Raw genomic sequence first — 16651 nt, forward strand, 5'->3', positions numbered from 1 at the left:
CCTGCCAGCTAAAACGACCCCACCTAAACCTGCTAATAATCCACTGATGGAATACACATTAATTAATGACTTCTCAACCTTAATCCCTGTTAATCGTGCTGCTTCTTCATTTCCACCAATGGCATAAATATGGCGGCCAAACATGGTATACTTTAAAACATAAAACATAACGATATAAACAAAAACCATGATATAGATAGGAGTTGGTATTCCGAAAATAGCTCCGCCGCCAATGAATTTGAACGTTTCATTTTGTAAAACAATCGGATAACCACCACTAATGACATAAGCAAGACCTCGAACATAGGTGAAACTACCTAATGTAACAATAAATGCTGGTAATTTTGTTTTAGCAGTGAAAAATCCATTTATTAGTCCTACTGCATACCCTACAGCCACACCTGATATCATGGCAATAACGGGGTTAACTCCTGCTGAAGAGACCATAACTGAAATAACGCCGGATAAAGCAACTGTTGACCCGACCGACAAATCAATTCCACCAGTTAATATCACAATTGTCATTCCAGCAGCTAGCACAGCAATGATGGAAACCTGCTTTAATACATTTAACATATTGGCCGTTTCTAAGAAATTAGGCGCGGTAAAAGAAAGGACAGCACATAATAAGATTAAAATCATGATCATACCCAATCGATTCCATAATCCGTGAAGGACCTTCCCAACATGTAGGCTTTCTCTTTGTGATATTGTTTGAGTATTTCCCCTCATTTTCTTTACTCCCCCCTAGTAGCTAAGTACATAATTTTTTCCTGTGTGGCTTCTTCTCTCGAAAGTTCTCCTGTTAACCTTCCTTCGCACATGACGAGGATTCGATCACTAACACCTAACACTTCCGGAAGCTCAGATGAAATCATTAAAACTGCCAAGCCATTTTCGGCAAGCTTCGAAACAATTTTATGTATTTCAGTCTTTGCCCCAATATCCACACCTCTCGTGGGTTCATCAAGCAGTAATACTTTAGGTCCGATGGACAGCCATCTAGCGATCACAACTTTTTGTTGATTACCACCACTTAAGTTCGATACCTGCTGTTCCGGTGAGGCAATTTTTATGTTTAGTTCTTTTATATAACGATCAGCGGTAGCATTCACTTCCTTCCAACTAACAATTCCAGCCTTCGTATGCTTTTTCAACTCTGCCATTAAAATATTCTCTTTAACAGACATAGATAAAAATAATCCTTGCTCTTTCCTGCTTTCAGGTACATGAGCAATTCCATTAGCCATTGCATCTATAGGGGATTGTATTTTAACAGATTTTCCGTCTACAAATATTTCGCCACTTACTAACTCAGATGCACCAAATAGAGCCCTAACTAACTCTGTTCTCCCCGCACCTACAAGCCCTGCTAAACCAATAATTTCACCTGGGTAGATTTTTAACGAAACGTTTTTAACAATGGTGTTATCAGAAACATTTTTCAGTTCTAGAACAGGGGAACTGCTTTTTGAAAGTTTTTTAGGATCAAAAGACTTATCTCGATTAAACAAATCTTTTAAATCACGACCTACCATAAGCTTCACAAGGTGATCGGGGTTTGTCTCTTCAATGGGGCCACTTGCAATCCACTCACCGTCACGTAAGACAGTAAATCTATTAGCAATCGTAAAGATTTCTTCCATTCTATGAGAAATATAAACGATGGCAACACCCTGTTTTTTTAAATCCTCAATAATATCAAATAGTTTCATAATTTCTTTATCTGTTAAAGAGGCTGTTGGTTCATCCATGATAAGAACCTCTGCCTTAAAGGATAATGCTCGGGCGATCTCCACCATTTGTTGTTGAGCCACGCTTAGGGTTGAAACTAATTGGCGGGGGTCAAGATTAGAACCCATTGAATCCAACACCTTTTGTGCACTTTTATGCACCTCTCCCCACTTAACCATCCCTAACCGATTTCTCGGAAAGGTTGAACCCATTAAGATATTTTCACTAATCGTCAAATTGGGAGAAAGGCTTAACTCCTGATGAATAACATTTATACCTTTGTTCCTTGCATCAACAGGATCCTTCCACAAAGTTGGCTGACCTTTAAAATAGATCTTTCCACCATTATTATCAGGTGTATAGATCCCTGCTAAAATTTTCATAAAAGTTGACTTTCCGGCTCCATTCTCACCCATTAAGGCATGTACTTCACCTGGATAAAGTTCAATTTTCACATTGTTTAATACGGTTACACCTGAGAACGTTTTACCAATTCCCTCCATATTTAACACTGGATTTTTATGACCATGCTGAACCTTCAATAACCTTTCTGTAACAGCCATACTTTTATCTCACCCCTTTTTTAATTTTATAAAAAGGCTGAATAAGGGGTCTTTCCTTATCAGCCCTTTTGATTAGAGGAGGCTTACCACCCTTGGTAAGAATCTAATTTATCTTGAGTAACAAGTTTAACCGGAACTTTAATAAGATCTTCTACATCTTCACCATTTTTCACTTTCATTCCAATTTCAACAGCCTTTTTCACCATATCGCTTGGTGATTGCGCGGAAGTTGCCCTAATAGTACTTCCCTTTTTTGCCATCGCTTCTGTCACTTCAGGAGCACCATCTACACCCACAATGAAAAATTCATCTTTACGATCAGCTTGCTCTTGAGCAATTTCAACACCGATTGCTTCAGGGTCATTGATCGCAAATACGGCGTCAATAGAGCCTGATGGATTCGCTTGTAAAATACTTTCCATAACGGTTAATGCCTTTTCACGATTTCCTTCGCCGTTTTGCTTCGCTACTATTTTAATTTTAGAATCTTTAATAGCATCCTCAAACCCTTTAATACGGTCTGTTACTGCTGAAACAGGAGGTCCATCAATAATAGCAATGTTTCCTTTTCCACCTAATTGTTCAATGACATATTCTCCAGCTAGTTTACCAGCTTGATAGTTATCCGATGTAACAGTAGCATCGACACCACCATCAGCATTCGTATCTACAGCGATTACAGGAATACCAGCGTCTTTTGCCTCTTGAACAGCTGCTGCAATTCCTTTTGTATCAACAGCATTTAATAAAATTACATCTACTTTTTTTGTAATGAAGTTTTCAATTTGAGATGTTTGCTTTGCGAGATCATATTCAGCACTTTCAACAAAAACCTCTGCACCTAATTCTTTCCCTGCTTCTTCAACCCCTTTTGACATGGCAACAAAGAAAGGATTGGCCAAAGTACCCACAGTTAATCCAATTGTTAACTTTTTGTCACCTTTTTGCTCTTTGTTATCTTTCGTAGATTCACTTGATGATTCACTAGCACTAGTACACGCAGTCATCACAGCCATTACAAATATTAAAGCTAGTATTAATAGCATTTTTACATTTTTTCTCATTATGATCCCCCTAGTTTTTATAAACTTAAAGATTACTTAAAGAAGTTAAATTTGTTATCGCTTTCAGTTTTAATTACATCACCTCCTTAAAAACATTTTTAGGTTGTACAAATAGATTTATAAATCCTTTCTACTAGATTATTAGGTATAAACTCCTCTGTTACCGTTTTCATCTCTTTGGAAAATAAAATCATTTCAATGATTATTTTTGGAGTTTTATTTGAACGTTATTGATCATTTATGATTGTTTTTGAATGTTTTAAGTTAATTCAGATTATATTATGGCTGTTTTTAATTGTCAACAATCCCATATTTAGACAAAAATATATTAATATAGCTAAATATGAACTATTCAAATAGAAGTTCTCACAGATCGTAGCATATATTTCAATGATGTTTGACAAACTTATCTATAAAGAAAGGAACCTACTTTTTATGCTTTTTATTATATTGGTAAAATGCAACAAAAATAAAAAATAGATTCAGTGCCTGTCACACCCCAGAAAGTTTTATCGTTTTTGTCGGAGGATATGACAGACAACAATAAACCAAAAACACCCTCTCCAACCAGAAAGGGTGTTTGGTTTATTTCTTTTGGATTCGCAACGCACAGGCACCGTTCTCATAAAAAAACCTGTGCAGATTAAATCTACACAGGTTTTTGAAGCATATCTTTTAATCATATCACTTGAATTTCTTGTCCACTATTCTCTTTTTTAAATGAAAATTTCATTTTGAAAAGACTTACAACAAAATAGACAATCGCTAGAATTAAAACGAGGGTCCAGATTTGAGAGACAAATCGTGTATTCCAGACACCTAAGAAATACAGCAAAGCTGGAATGGTCAGCGTTACCCATGACTGTACGAAAGCAACAATCCCAATGTAGGTATCTATTTTCTTTTTAAGCGCATTTGATAGAAAGAACAAAAACCATAATAGTGCCCACATACCCCATGTTAATGCATTGACAACATCGTGAAAGTGAATAATCGATGTTAACGTATAGACGACTGCAATAATAGCGACCCATAAACTAAACCAACCGAGACCGCTGCCATCAAGCCCTTTCAATACGGTTACCCCAACATATAAATAGGTTAAGCCAAATAGAAAAATAGATGCAACATTATAAAGTTCCCAATTATTTTGACCCGATGCAAACATTAAGTAAGATGGGATTATAATTTGAATAATTCCAATGAATATATTAAAAACACCCACACTTTTTGCTTCTGCCTTCCCCAATAGCATAAGACTGTTTAAAAATAATACTGCACCTGAGAGAAATAAACCAACAAAACTCATATTAATAGTTGTGAAAAACTATTTTCACAACCTCCCCCTCCTTTTAGAAAGCAATCCCCTCTCAACTAAGAAAAGAAATTGCTTTTTCAACATCATTTATTGTCTTTACGAAAACAACCTCATTTATAACACGATACTTACGATCACGGATGATAAAACACTAACTAATGTTGCTCCAAATAAAAGTTTTAGACCAAATCGTGCGACAGTGTTTCCCTTTTTTTCATTTAAGCTTTTTACGGCTCCTGCTACAATTCCTATCGAGGAGAAGTTTGCAAAAGAGACAAGGAAGACAGAAATAATTCCTAATGTACGCGGGCTAAAGCTCTCCTGTATTTTTGCTAAATCCATCATCGCTACAAACTCATTTGTGACAAGCTTCGTTGCCATAATTCCCCCAGCTTGGACAGCTTCTGAAAATGGAACTCCCATGATAAAGGCAAATGGTGAAAAAATATATCCTAAAATTTCCTGAAATGAAATTCCGAAAACCATATCAAAAACACTATTGATACCAGCCATTAAAGCAACAAATCCAATCAACATAGCACCGACAATGACGGCTACTTTAAATCCATCCATAATATATTCGCCTAACATTTCAAAGAAGCTTTGCTTTTCCACATCTTGAATGTTGAGAATATCTTCGTCTTCTGGCACAGTATATGGATTAATAATCGATGAAATAATAAATCCACCAAATAGGTTTATCACAAGTGCTGTCACAACATATCTTGGTTCAATCATTGTCATATACGCACCGACAATGGACATTGAAACTGTTGACATCGCGGAAGCACATAATGTATATAAGCGATGGGCAGGCAGCAGGCCGAGCTGCTTTTTAACCGTAATAAATACCTCTGATTGACCAACGATCGCGGAAGCTACGGCATTGTATGACTCTAATTTACCCATACCATTTACTTTACTTAACAATAAGCCTATTGCTTTCATAATGATAGGGAGTATTTTAAAATGCTGGAAGATCCCAATTAATACTGAAATGAACACGATTGGAAGTAATACATTAAGGAAGAACGACATTTCACCTTTATTCGCAAGCCCGCCAAACACAAAGGAAATACCGCTGGCTGCGTATTCTAATAATTTACTAAAAACGTCAGCAAATCCTTTAACTAAGACTAAACCAAATTTTGTATTTAATAATAATGCCGCTAATATTACTTGAATGATGACCATTAGGATAATCGGTTTGATTTTAATATTTTTCTTATTATTACTTGCAACAAAAGCAAGTCCAAAAACAACAAGTAATCCAATGATGGCTATGATGTATTTCATGATTTCCTCCACAATGATGTATTTTATTCTAAGATGTAAATGATTCCGAACCTGACTACAGGGCTATCCCAAACAGATTACTTCTTTAAATCCTTTGAAGAAAAAGATACCTGGTTATTCTTTGTTAATATAGCTGCAATGACATGAAAGCTTGAATATGGCGAATAGGCCTGTTTCCGAGCCTAGATCGCTTGATCAATTAATTTATTATTCTCCATTCATGATTTTTCTATAAGAAAACAAAAAGCCTGAGACTGACCAACAAGCCACCCTCGTCAGGGATTAATGGATTTCTGTATAAATAAGTGTTGGTTGGGCTACTTTTTCTTCAACTAGTTTGTAGGCTGCGTAAATTTTCTCGATGACTTCTTGAACATTCTCAACATTACTGTGGATTGTCACAAGTGCGTCACCCTGTTGGACAAAATCGCCTACTTTTTTGTGGAGAATAACGCCTACTGCCAAATCAATGACTGATTCTTTAGTGATGCGTCCAGCTCCTAACATCATTGCGGCAATCCCAATCATCTCGGCAGTGATTTCAGCAACACATCCTGTTTTTAGGGCTGGTACTTCGATCGTATATTTAGCTGTAGGAAGTTTTGTAGGATCATCAACAACAGAAGCGTCTCCACCTTGGGCAGCAAGGAATGTTTTAAAGGATTGTAATGCTTTTCCGTTTCGGATCGACTCTTCCAACATTTCACGCGCTTGTTGCAAATCGGCTGCTTTTTCTGCTAGGACGACCATATGGCTGCCAAGTGTTAAACATAATTCATGTAAATCCTCTGGACCTTGTCCACGAAGGGTATCAATTGCTTCTTTCACTTCTAAAGCATTTCCTACGGCAAACCCGAGCGGCTGGCTCATATCAGAAATGATCGCTTTTGTCTTCCGTCCCACACCATTTCCAATGTCCACCATTGTCTGTGCCAATTCTTTCGCATCGTCGAGATTCTTCATGAAAGCCCCACTGCCTGTTTTCACATCAAGAACAATCGCATCTGCTCCTGCGGCAATTTTTTTACTCATAATTGAGCTTGCAATAAGCGGAATCGAATCGACTGTAGCGGTTACGTCTCTTAAGGCATAAAGCCTTTTATCTGCAGGTGTTAAATTGGCACTTTGGCCGATTACAGCAATTTTATTTTTGTTCACTAAACGAATAAACTCGTCATTTGTAATTTCAACATGAAAACCTTTTACTGATTCTAATTTATCAATCGTGCCGCCGGTGTGCCCAAGACCTCTGCCAGACATTTTGGCAATAGGTACCCCAACAGAGGCGACTAATGGCGCTAACACAAGTGTGGTTGTATCACCAACACCGCCAGTACTATGCTTATCTACTTTAATTCCTTCAATTCCGGATAAATCGATTTGATCCCCAGAGTTAACCATCGCTTCCGTCAAATAGACGCGTTCTTCTTTGGACATTCCTTGGAAAAATACTGCCATTGAAAATGCAGACATTTGATAGTCAGGAATACTTCCGTTGGTAAATCCATTTATTAAAAACTGAATTTCTTCGTTTGTTAATTCAAGACCATTACGTTTTTTCTCAATAATATCAACCATTCTCATATCGTTTTCCCCCTAAATTTAGGTTAAAGTCTTTTTATATATTTTAAAGAAAGTTTAAGATCATTAAAGTTACAAACTGTTCAGCTTCTAAATACTAGTAGAAATCTGACTAATAACTTCTTGAAATCTTGGTTTGTGTTTTCCCGAAGCGAACGCTTTCATCTATCCACTTATTATTTCAAAATAACTATAGCACAGATAGTGAACAAATGTTAAGTAACATTTGAACAAAATTCAAACTCATTTTTTACCATATCGCCATCTTCGTCCTAAATAACATTCATATCAGCAAATATGCACTATATTTAAGAATTTACTGAACTTTTGTAAAAGTACAATAGAAAAATTGTAAAGATTGGTAATATACAATAACCCTTGCCATTTCATCAAATAATTCAACTAGGTATACAAAACAATTGGAGTTAAAAGCGGGAAATGGATGATCTACCAATATATCCGATCGTGGAAAGATGGAGATAGATAAGAAATGAGGTGACATGGGTGTTTTAGCTGTAGATAGGAAAAACACTTCTCTTTTTTTCAGGTATATTTTCTTTCGCTAATTTAGGTCGGTTCCTTGCCGCTAGTACCACTACTCCTGTAACCACTCCTGATAGCAATAAAGCGGCAGTTACAATTCCTGCAACCAAATGAATCACCGTCCTTACTTTATAATAGTTTAATACGTGTTAGAATTTGCGAACAGTGACTGTCACTGTTCGCCTATGTGGAGTCCTAAAAATAACCCAAAATTAAACCTATTGAGGCTTAATTTTGGGTTTTGATTTTATTCGGCCCATACGTACCAAGGATTCCAGCGATCCAATCAAACGCTTGATTAGTTTTTTTAGACCTTATGTACCAATGACAAACAGTGCAGTCACTATTTACCAACCGAAATCTACCACTTAACCAAGAGGATCTTCTCCAAATCGTTCCCAAAGGTTTGGAAACATCTCTTCTAGATCATCTTCGTCTTCCCAATCAAATTCAATTTCTTTATTATCTACCAATCCCTTTTGAGACAACAACTCTAGCATCTCGTCATACAAATCTTCATCCCAATCTTCTGGGTCACCATCCTTTTTCAGTGTATAGGCATCAAAACCTACATTTAGAAAATCCTCGTATTCCGGAACACCTTCATCTCCCAAATTTTCTTCAGTTATATAATTTGCCAAAAATTCGGGTTCCTTCAGTGTTTTCTCGTATACCTCTTGTCCTTGTGAAATGAGCCATCCTCTAAAATAATCAAAAGAATCATCAGAGCATCCTCCCATGATCAGATAGGCTGCACCCCATAGATGAGATTGATAGCTTTCCTTCATGTAACCTTCGAAAATAAACTCAAAATCCACGATCTCATCTATCGATTTCTTACTAAGTTCTTCTGTTAACCAGTCAACCTGGTCTTCTTTGTAAGACTTGGACTGCTCTATTAAATTCCAGTATTCCGTTTTATTCACTCTATGACCCCTCCAGTATATGTAGATATTACTCAATTACGGTTTTTCCTTTTACCAAAAATATTTATTAATTCCTATTTTATCGAGTATAACAATTTATTTACAACCCAAAAAAATTGCGATACCGCTAAGGAGTATCGCCATTCTAAGAGTTCAACTCCTTTTTAATAATTTGCTATTATACTAGGTATGCCCCTAAGGCCACCATCGCTTTCTTTAATGCTTGTTCATAGGCCTTATCCTTACCCACTACAGTACGAAAATCTGCAACGTCTCGAACTGTCGAACGTCCTTCAATTTCATACCCATTATTAAAAATAAGAAGACATATCGTTGATTTATCACTCATACGATGGAATTTTTTCTCTACGAGCATTTCTTCTAATTTAATCCGTTTTTCATCCTTAATCGGATGGGTTCGAGAATACGGGATGACGATATGGTCATACATATGGTGATTCTTACAAGTTACGATAAGAATTTTTTCCCCTTTATGTTCCACTTGATTGATCTCTCCGCATTTTGGACAAATACTATCTATGAACATACTTACCATTTACCGCACTCCCTTTAAATTATTTGGTTAATAGGATAAAAACAACTTAGAACAAAGGTTGTGTTACTTTATATATTTCATTTCCAAAAAAAAATACCTTCTAATATTGAAGGTACTTAATTTTTCTTACATTGGATTTACGCCTTACAAAAGCAGAACTACTTTCCAATATTGGTTTAAAAACCATATCTAACTAAATACAACAAAACACTCCAATTAGGGTTTAACGGAAGGTTATTTGGAATAAACATTTTAGTATATCACGAGGTTATTAATCTTTTTATTGAAAAATGTTGACAAACTATTAGCTGGTTTAGTTGAAGAAGGGGTCCTGATGGCAAAACGCGAATTTCGTATAAAATCCGCGTTTGTTGGTGAGGTTAGCTAAATATATGTCATGTTGACCTTTGTTGATCTAGTCATTCTGCTTGCCGTGGTCTCTCTGAGCTCCCCTATAGCTTCCAATTAAATTTTGATAACCAGGAAGTTGACTAGAGAGTAAAGCGCCAAAACCTTCAACGTCGTTGCGCCAATCGCGTTGTAATTCGCACGCTACGCTAAACCAGTTCATAAGCTGTACTCCACCATGGGCCATACGCATTAATGACGCGTTCGCTACTTGTTTGCTAAACGTTCCGGAAGCATCAGTGACAACAAATACTTCGTAACCAGCATTTACAGCAGATAGTGCCGGGAACGCAACACAAACATCAGTAACAACTCCTGCTATAATTAGTTGTTTTTTACCTGTTGCTTCAACCAATGACAACACTATTTACTGTCAACAAAATTTATATATATATAAAATCATCACAAAAAATTACTGATGATGCTCTGTATTCTTTGGTTAATTTAAAAAGGAGTGTGATCGATCCAATGAATAAATTGTTGTAAATAGCGCTCAAGATATCGTTTTGTTTTTTCGTCAGTAAGCACTTTCTGATCAGAGTCAATCTTTTCATGTACTTGCGAAATCAGCACTTTTTGAAATGGAAGAACCTGAGCTTGTATTGCTTCTAATATTTGTCTGATTTGCATTTGAGCAAAGGCAGTCCCTAATCCCCCAGGAGTTGCTCCGATTAAGCCAACCGGTTTTCTACTAAGAACAGAGGACTTCGGAGTTCTTGACGCCCAGTCTAATGCATTTTTTAGCACGCCCGGAATTCCAGAATTGTACTCTGGACTAACGATAATGATACCGTCAACGTCCTGAATAGCGGACTTAAATAATGTTACTGTTTCTGGATCACCGCCAGTTTCTAAATCTTCGTTAAACAAAGGAAGATCGTTGATTTCGATCCAGCGAAATTGAGCAGCATCACTCATATCTGTCAATGATTGAGCAACGATTCGGTTATAAGAATTTTTTCGTAAACTTCCACAAATAAGGCCAATGGTTTTGGGCATAGAGATTCCCTCCTTGTTTGAAATCAAATTTAATAATACCATATTTTATCATTTATAGGAGGCGTTGCTAGCTATGGTAGAAAAAAAGGTGACTTGGTTAGAACTTTTTTATGACTTGCTATTTGTGGCAGCAGTTGCAACTACTACTCATGTTTTACTTCATGTTGAAAAAGGTTATATTTATCCAGAATATCTATTAAAGTTTGCTCTAATGTTTATCCCGATATGGTGGTCTTGGACTGGACAAACAATGTTTATTAATCGGTTTGGACAAGATTTTTTGCATCAACGTATCTTTATAATTCTTCAAATGTTATTTGTCCTTGTTATGACATCCAGCTTATCGGAAGATTTTGATCAATACTATCTCCCTTTTCTTATTGGCTATATTGGAGTAAGGGCACTAACGGCAATTCAGTATCTTGTTGTTCAGAATCTAGAAGAAGGGGATAGAAAAACAGCTGCGCGGTTTTTAGGAACATGTTTTGGGATTGGAGTCCTCCTCTCATTTCTCTCTATCTTTTTTGATTCATGGATTCGATACGCTGCGTTATATGCAGGAATTATTGTCGATGTTATTGTGCCTGTTTTCGGACGCAGATATTTGGTAAGAGCCCTGACCAATACGGCCCATTTATTAGAACGATTTGCTTTATTGACATTAATCCTTTTTGGAGAATCGGTCGTCAGCACCCTATTTGTACTACAGCCCCAAAAAGGTGATTGGAATTCGATCTCATTTTCGATTATTTCATTTATCCTTATTATTTCGATGTGGTGGCAATATTTTGATAATGTAGAAAAGAAGGTAGATAAGTCGATTCATGGGGCAGGACAAACTATTATTTACGGACATCTGTTTATTCTAATGTCTTTGAGCATGATTGCAGCATCTATCAAACTGATGTTTTTATCTGAGGTCCATTATTCATTTATCGTATATTTTGTATTTAGTTCTGTATTGCTCTATTTCATTTCAACTACCATTGTTTTTCATCAATACAGGTATGAACAACACCGTCTGAAAATTTATCATTTAGGGTTGTTTTTAGGGATTTTAGCAGCCTTTTTTATTATTAATTTGATCATGGTAGTTCCAAACATTGTCATAATGGGTGAATTAACTCTATTTTTTATCATCTATGCTAAATTTACAACCACTTAATAAAATACGGAAAATTTAATAATGGGGGTCCTGATGCATGCCTATCAAGCTAATTCGAATACATGTCCCCCATGTAAGGAAAATACGCTATCCTTTTAGTTCCTATTTAAAACATAGAAGTCCCTCTCCCTTTACTATTCCCTAAACAATATCGATCCAAAATTTTTAATTAATAGGTAATTCTTTACGGTCATTTGCCTGGGGTAGTTTTTCAATCCAACAATACCAACTAAGATAGCATTTAGCAGCGGTGGCATTAAGCCAAAGCTGCTAAATGGCAAGGACATCGAAATTAATGGGAATTTACCATGTGTCATTCGTAAAGGCGCATGGTTACTTGGAATTTTTTCTATAGCAGTTTTTTCTTAGAAATTAAATATCCAAAACCAATAACAAAAACTGTAATAGCCGTAGGAACCAATAAATGTAGACCTTGAGTGAGAATAGGTTCAAATTTTGGTTCTCCGACGATCATTTCACCTGCAGTCCAAGATAAGATTCCCGCACCTGCATAAGAGATAATAGGGTAATTTTCCATTGCTTTTAATATTAACTGGCTCCCAAAAACAACGATAGGAATACTAATAATAACTCCGATGATAATACCGACTAAATTTCCTTCAGCAGCACCAGCAATAGCTAGTACATTATCAAGCGACATTACGGCATCAGCAATCATGATTGTTTTCACAGCGGAAAATAAGCTTGAACCTCCTTCTCTAAGATTTTCTTCATCATCGCCAATTAGTAGTTTAATGGCAATATACACTAGAAGAAGCCCACCTATAAAAGTTACATAAGGTACGTCTAGTAGGTAAATAATTGCTACTGCAAATATTAAACGTAAAATAATGGCTCCAAATGTTCCCCAAAAGATCGCTTTCTTTTGTTGTTTCTTTGGAACATTACGTGATGCCATTGCGATAACGATTGCGTTATCTCCACTTAAGACAATATTGATTAAAATTATTTTCATGAGTACCGCAAATGACAAACCAAAAATCTCCAAAGTATTCACCTCTAGAAAAAGTTAACTTTGTCATTATATTAATTTGATGGAAAAAAAAGACCTTTTCTTATACGTATGAGTATCCCTATAGCTGAAGCTAGGGGTTTCGAAAGAACAGTCTTTAAAGCCGCATTGTCTTTACGAGGGCTACCACAAGCTGATATGGAAAGGTAACTCTATATTCATTCCTCTCATTCCGATTTTCATCATATTTAAAAATGGCGTTAAATTAGATCCGCTACACCCCTTGATTTATATGCAACTGTCCTTCCGGGCGCATAAATAAATTCTTGAAAAATCAGATAACACATTTTAGGAACAGATAGAAGCCAAAAATAATATAACCGTTCCTATGATCTTGGTCTTTACATAAAATTATCTTGATTTTTCACAAAATTAAAAATAATATGTAATCAAGTTTTATTAAATATAATCTATAGTTTAAATTGGTGAGAGGATGGTTACCATGTTAAAGGTAAAAAAGGATTTTACTTTTGTTTTATGCATTATACCTAAGATTCTCCAGGTATTTTTAAATATTTCTCTCATTTTTTTAGCAATTATTCTAACGATTTTACTAGTTAAGGAATTAATCATTTTCAGTCATATTTTGATAGAAAGTGGCAGCGACGACTATAAACTTTTTTTGGATAATATACTCATCTTCTTTTTATATTTTGAGTTTATTACGATGATTGTTAAATATTTCAAGGAGGAATACCATTTCCCTATTAGATATTTTATATATATAGGCATCACCGCAATGGTAAGAATAATTATCGTTGACCACGAGCAGCCTGTAAATACAATGCTTTATTCGCTTGTCATCTTAATCCTCATCATTGGGTATTTCATTATGAATTTAACTCCTCGTGAAAGACCTGATCGTAAATGGTTCTTTAAAAAAAATAATGTTTGAAGCCTCCACAGGGACGGATCTCATGGTTTTTAATGCATTAGTACTGACCACAGGAACTGCCCACATGGTCCATTCCAGCTATTCGCATCCAGCTTCACCTGCCGTAAGGTCAAGTTTAATCCACTTGGAATTGCTCTTCCGGCAGGAAACGATTCGGATGATGGCCTATGGTTTGGTGCAGAATTTTGACTATCATAAAAAGAATCAATTTCTTCTACGGTCAGTAAGGAGTCATTTACCCAGTTTTTCAGAATCCCAACAACATAGCTCAGCCGTCGCTTGTTGTTGGCACACGCAATATTCATCGCTTTAAAATCACCTCTTTCGGCTGTAAAAAAGCTAGAATCATCTAACCAAGATACTAACTGTTGTTTGGCATTCATGTTCGAAAAACCAAATCCATTGTTGTCCCAAAACTCAATAATTTCTTTTACATTTACTACTTTTTGATTATTTTCTGTGTCTGGATTTTCCTTTTTATTTGGATTAAAAGCTTCTTGTTGTTGTTTTTCTTTTTTATTTTCTTCTTCTTTTTGCCCCCTTCTCGTATCACGATGCGTCAACGTATCGTCAAGCTCTCCACATCAGGTTCTAGATATGCATCATTTTCATCTTGGCCGCTAACTTCCTTGCCGAAACATCAAAAAACGCCTTCAAAAATGACTTTTGAAGGCGTTTATCTTTCTTAGATTATCTAAAAAGAACTGGGACCATGGTGACGGTTCTTGTGGTTGGCACTAGCCTCATTAAAAACCATAAGAACCGTCGAATCTGCCCAATGGATTCAGGAATTTTTTGATGGAAAGCGTATAGTGACGGTAGTTCCTTCACCTTTAGTACTTTGGAAGTCAATGGTTCCTTTATATTTTGCTGCAATATTATAGCAAACCATCATACCTAATCCGGTCCCTTTACTTTTTAAAGAATAAAAAGGAGTACCAAGGGATTTGATTTCTGCTTCTGACATCCCCTGTCCAAAATCAACTACCTTAATCTCGACGAAATCTTTATTCCTATCAGCTGATACAATAACCGAATCACCAATTTTGGAGGCCTCAATGGCGTTTTTTATAATATTTATTAATAATTGTTTAAACTCTATATTGTTAGCAGCGATATAGCAATCTTCAACCCTAATTAATTCAATCTTATTATCATGTAAAAGCCCATACGAATAAAGTAGATCGGTTACACTCTGAAGGACAACCTTTAAATTGACTGTTTCTACTTCTGTTTCCTTATTTGGCTTCGCTATAGATAAAAATTGAGTAATTACCTGTTCAGCAATATTTAATTCATCAATCATCAAAGTAAAATTTCCTTTTATATCATCACTAAATCCAGCGTCTTTTTGGTATAACTGTAAAAAACCTTTCACAACGGTCAAAGGATTTCTAATTTCATGTGCAACAGCAGCTGCTAGTTGTCCAGTTGTCTTCAAACGCTCTGAATGCTGAATTTGTTCATAGTATAATTGCTGTTTCTTAATTCTTCCTTGCGTTAAATAAAAAATAAAATAGATAATCACTTGACTCCCGATAAAGTTGATAACATTTCCTATTAAATCCTGCTTGATATAGGGATATCCTTGATCATTAAGCATAATATAACTAAATGTAAAAATGATGGACACACTGTTTAATAGTAAAGAAAAATAAAAGAGCTTTGAATCAAAAAACAGAATCGCGATGGCTGGAATAAAACATAGAAAAATAAAGGTGGACCAAGTATCTGGATATAAAAAGAACAGCGCATAAAAGTAAACGGACGCAATTGTAATGATGATCAGTCTAAAAACATGAGTGATATATTTAGGATAAAGCAATAAACAGGCAGATAGAATGACAACAAGTTCACTATGGAAAATATAACCAGAATCAAACTTACCAAAACGTGGATTACCCATTAACAAACCCATTATCATAATGGCTATTACGATTAATACCGTAAAATAATATAACTTTTTATTTATATGAGTATAAAATCCCTTCATACCTACTCCTTTTATTTGATCTCAATACTATGTTATAAGACAATACTATAGTGCTAATTTACCTATTTTTATAATATCATATTATTTTTTTATTAATTAAATTTTGTTATGAAAATTGAGAAATGGGCGAGCTAAGTATGCTATGGATTTATTAGAAGTGATTTAATTCTATTCCAACGACTGTTGAAAAAGTTTATAATTTGTTAGCATATATATATATAATAAACAAATCTAAACTTTGTTCGTTGGGGTGGGTGATAGGATGAAAAAGCAGGATCCGCGTATCCAATGCACTCGACAATACATTATTGATGCATTTTTAACGTTATCAAAGCGAAAGAATTTTGATGAAATATCCATAACTGATATTACAGTGGAAGCAAAGATTAATCGTTCTACATTTTATTATCGTTTTATCGATGAGTATCCCCAGAGCTGAAGCTAGGGGTTTTACGCTGCTTTTTGATAAATAAAAAAGACCATGGGAGAGACCATGGCGACGGTTGGACGGTTCTTGCGGTCACACTAACCTCAATAAAACCATGAGAACCGTCAGAAGCCACTGAAAAAGTCACTT

General features: G+C 35.7%; 16 protein-coding genes and 1 pseudogene. 3 read left to right on the plus strand and 14 right to left on the minus strand.

Going from position 1 to position 16651, the window contains the following annotated elements:
* The 11 genes and pseudogenes from J7E66_RS28790 to J7E66_RS28840 form a co-directional block, all read right to left on the minus strand.
* A partial coding sequence (locus J7E66_RS28790; protein WP_215006687.1) for an ABC transporter permease occupies window positions 1-732 on the minus strand: 732 nt, incomplete at its 3' end.
* A 5-nt stretch (window positions 733-737) separates the two neighbouring features.
* Window positions 738-2297, minus strand: coding sequence for a sugar ABC transporter ATP-binding protein (locus J7E66_RS28795; RefSeq protein WP_215006690.1), 1560 nt, complete (start codon window positions 2295-2297; stop codon window positions 738-740).
* Window positions 2298-2380: 83 nt separating this feature from the next.
* Window positions 2381-3361, minus strand: a complete 981-nt coding sequence (locus J7E66_RS28800; protein WP_215006693.1) for an ABC transporter substrate-binding protein — start codon at window positions 3359-3361, stop codon at window positions 2381-2383.
* Window positions 3362-4040: 679 nt separating this feature from the next.
* Entirely contained in the window at window positions 4041-4670 is a 630-nt protein-coding gene (locus J7E66_RS28805) for an AmiS/UreI family transporter (protein WP_215006696.1), read from the minus strand.
* Between the two features lie 123 nt (window positions 4671-4793).
* Entirely contained in the window at window positions 4794-5975 is a 1182-nt protein-coding gene (locus tag J7E66_RS28810) for a NupC/NupG family nucleoside CNT transporter (protein ID WP_215006701.1), read from the minus strand.
* 282 nt (window positions 5976-6257) lie between these two features.
* A complete protein-coding gene (locus J7E66_RS28815; protein ID WP_215006704.1) occupies window positions 6258-7559 on the minus strand; it encodes a pyrimidine-nucleoside phosphorylase in 1302 nt (433 codons plus the stop codon).
* A 506-nt stretch (window positions 7560-8065) separates the two neighbouring features.
* Window positions 8066-8209: a hypothetical protein gene (locus J7E66_RS28820; RefSeq protein WP_215006707.1), complete on the minus strand. Its 144-nt coding sequence runs from the start codon at window positions 8207-8209 to the stop codon at window positions 8066-8068.
* A gap of 258 nt (window positions 8210-8467) precedes the next feature.
* Window positions 8468-9025 (minus strand): DUF4240 domain-containing protein, encoded by a 558-nt coding sequence (locus J7E66_RS28825; protein WP_215006709.1) that lies wholly within the window; start codon window positions 9023-9025, stop codon window positions 8468-8470.
* 178 nt (window positions 9026-9203) lie between these two features.
* The gene (locus tag J7E66_RS28830) at window positions 9204-9581 is read right to left on the minus strand and encodes a Gp49 family protein (RefSeq protein ID WP_215006711.1); all 378 of its coding nucleotides are present in this window, start codon (window positions 9579-9581) and stop codon (window positions 9204-9206) included.
* Window positions 9582-9996: 415 nt separating this feature from the next.
* Window positions 9997-10341, minus strand: a pseudogene (locus J7E66_RS28835) (isochorismatase family protein); the annotation flags it as partial.
* Window positions 10342-10433: 92 nt separating this feature from the next.
* The gene (locus tag J7E66_RS28840; RefSeq protein WP_215006713.1) at window positions 10434-10988 is read right to left on the minus strand and encodes an NADPH-dependent FMN reductase; all 555 of its coding nucleotides are present in this window, start codon (window positions 10986-10988) and stop codon (window positions 10434-10436) included.
* Window positions 10989-11061: 73 nt separating this feature from the next.
* On the opposite strand from J7E66_RS28840, the gene J7E66_RS28845 reads away from it, so the two are divergent.
* Complete coding sequence (locus J7E66_RS28845) at window positions 11062-12153, plus strand: low temperature requirement protein A (protein WP_215006716.1); 1092 nt, start codon at window positions 11062-11064, stop codon at window positions 12151-12153.
* Window positions 12154-12502: 349 nt separating this feature from the next.
* Here J7E66_RS28845 and J7E66_RS28850 read toward each other — a convergent pair whose 3' ends face one another.
* Window positions 12503-13129 carry a TerC family protein gene (locus tag J7E66_RS28850; protein WP_215006728.1) on the minus strand — a complete coding sequence of 209 codons (627 nt, stop codon included), beginning with the start codon at window positions 13127-13129 and terminating at the stop codon, window positions 12503-12505.
* A gap of 499 nt (window positions 13130-13628) precedes the next feature.
* Between J7E66_RS28850 and psiE the strand changes: the two genes are divergently transcribed.
* Window positions 13629-14081 (plus strand): phosphate-starvation-inducible protein PsiE, encoded by a 453-nt coding sequence (psiE, locus tag J7E66_RS28855; protein WP_215006718.1) that lies wholly within the window; start codon window positions 13629-13631, stop codon window positions 14079-14081.
* Window positions 14082-14110: 29 nt separating this feature from the next.
* On the opposite strand, the gene J7E66_RS28860 is transcribed toward psiE, so the two are convergent.
* Window positions 14111-14644 carry a DnaD domain protein gene (locus J7E66_RS28860; protein WP_215006720.1) on the minus strand — a complete coding sequence of 178 codons (534 nt, stop codon included), beginning with the start codon at window positions 14642-14644 and terminating at the stop codon, window positions 14111-14113.
* Between the two features lie 221 nt (window positions 14645-14865).
* Window positions 14866-16074, minus strand: a complete 1209-nt coding sequence (locus J7E66_RS28865; RefSeq protein WP_215006723.1) for a sensor histidine kinase — start codon at window positions 16072-16074, stop codon at window positions 14866-14868.
* A 262-nt stretch (window positions 16075-16336) separates the two neighbouring features.
* On the opposite strand from J7E66_RS28865, the gene J7E66_RS28870 reads away from it, so the two are divergent.
* Window positions 16337-16513, plus strand: a complete 177-nt coding sequence (locus tag J7E66_RS28870) for a TetR/AcrR family transcriptional regulator (RefSeq protein WP_215006725.1) — start codon at window positions 16337-16339, stop codon at window positions 16511-16513.
* Window positions 16514-16651: the final 138 nt, after the last annotated feature.

The sequence above is a fragment of the Bacillus sp. ISL-7 genome, assembly GCF_018613065.1.

Bases quoted from the DNA above. Each gene is read 5' to 3' on its own strand.
- J7E66_RS28795 (WP_215006690.1), bottom strand. From the start codon at position 2,297: ATGGCTGTTACAGAAAGGTTATTGAAGGTTCAGCATGGTCATAAAAAT.
- J7E66_RS28800 (WP_215006693.1), bottom strand. From the start codon at position 3,361: ATGAGAAAAAATGTAAAAATGCTATTAATACTAGCTTTAATATTTGTA.
- J7E66_RS28805 (WP_215006696.1), bottom strand. From the start codon at position 4,670: ATGAGTTTTGTTGGTTTATTTCTCTCAGGTGCAGTATTATTTTTAAAC.
- J7E66_RS28810 (WP_215006701.1), bottom strand. From the start codon at position 5,975: ATGAAATACATCATAGCCATCATTGGATTACTTGTTGTTTTTGGACTT.
- J7E66_RS28815 (WP_215006704.1), bottom strand. From the start codon at position 7,559: ATGAGAATGGTTGATATTATTGAGAAAAAACGTAATGGTCTTGAATTA.
- J7E66_RS28830 (WP_215006711.1), bottom strand. From the start codon at position 9,581: ATGGTAAGTATGTTCATAGATAGTATTTGTCCAAAATGCGGAGAGATC.
- J7E66_RS28840 (WP_215006713.1), bottom strand. From the start codon at position 10,988: ATGCCCAAAACCATTGGCCTTATTTGTGGAAGTTTACGAAAAAATTCT.
- J7E66_RS28845 (WP_215006716.1), top strand. From the start codon at position 11,062: ATGGTAGAAAAAAAGGTGACTTGGTTAGAACTTTTTTATGACTTGCTA.
- J7E66_RS28850 (WP_215006728.1), bottom strand. From the start codon at position 13,129: ATGAAAATAATTTTAATCAATATTGTCTTAAGTGGAGATAACGCAATC.
- psiE (WP_215006718.1), top strand. From the start codon at position 13,629: ATGTTAAAGGTAAAAAAGGATTTTACTTTTGTTTTATGCATTATACCT.
- J7E66_RS28865 (WP_215006723.1), bottom strand. From the start codon at position 16,074: ATGAAGGGATTTTATACTCATATAAATAAAAAGTTATATTATTTTACG.
- J7E66_RS28870 (WP_215006725.1), top strand. From the start codon at position 16,337: ATGAAAAAGCAGGATCCGCGTATCCAATGCACTCGACAATACATTATT.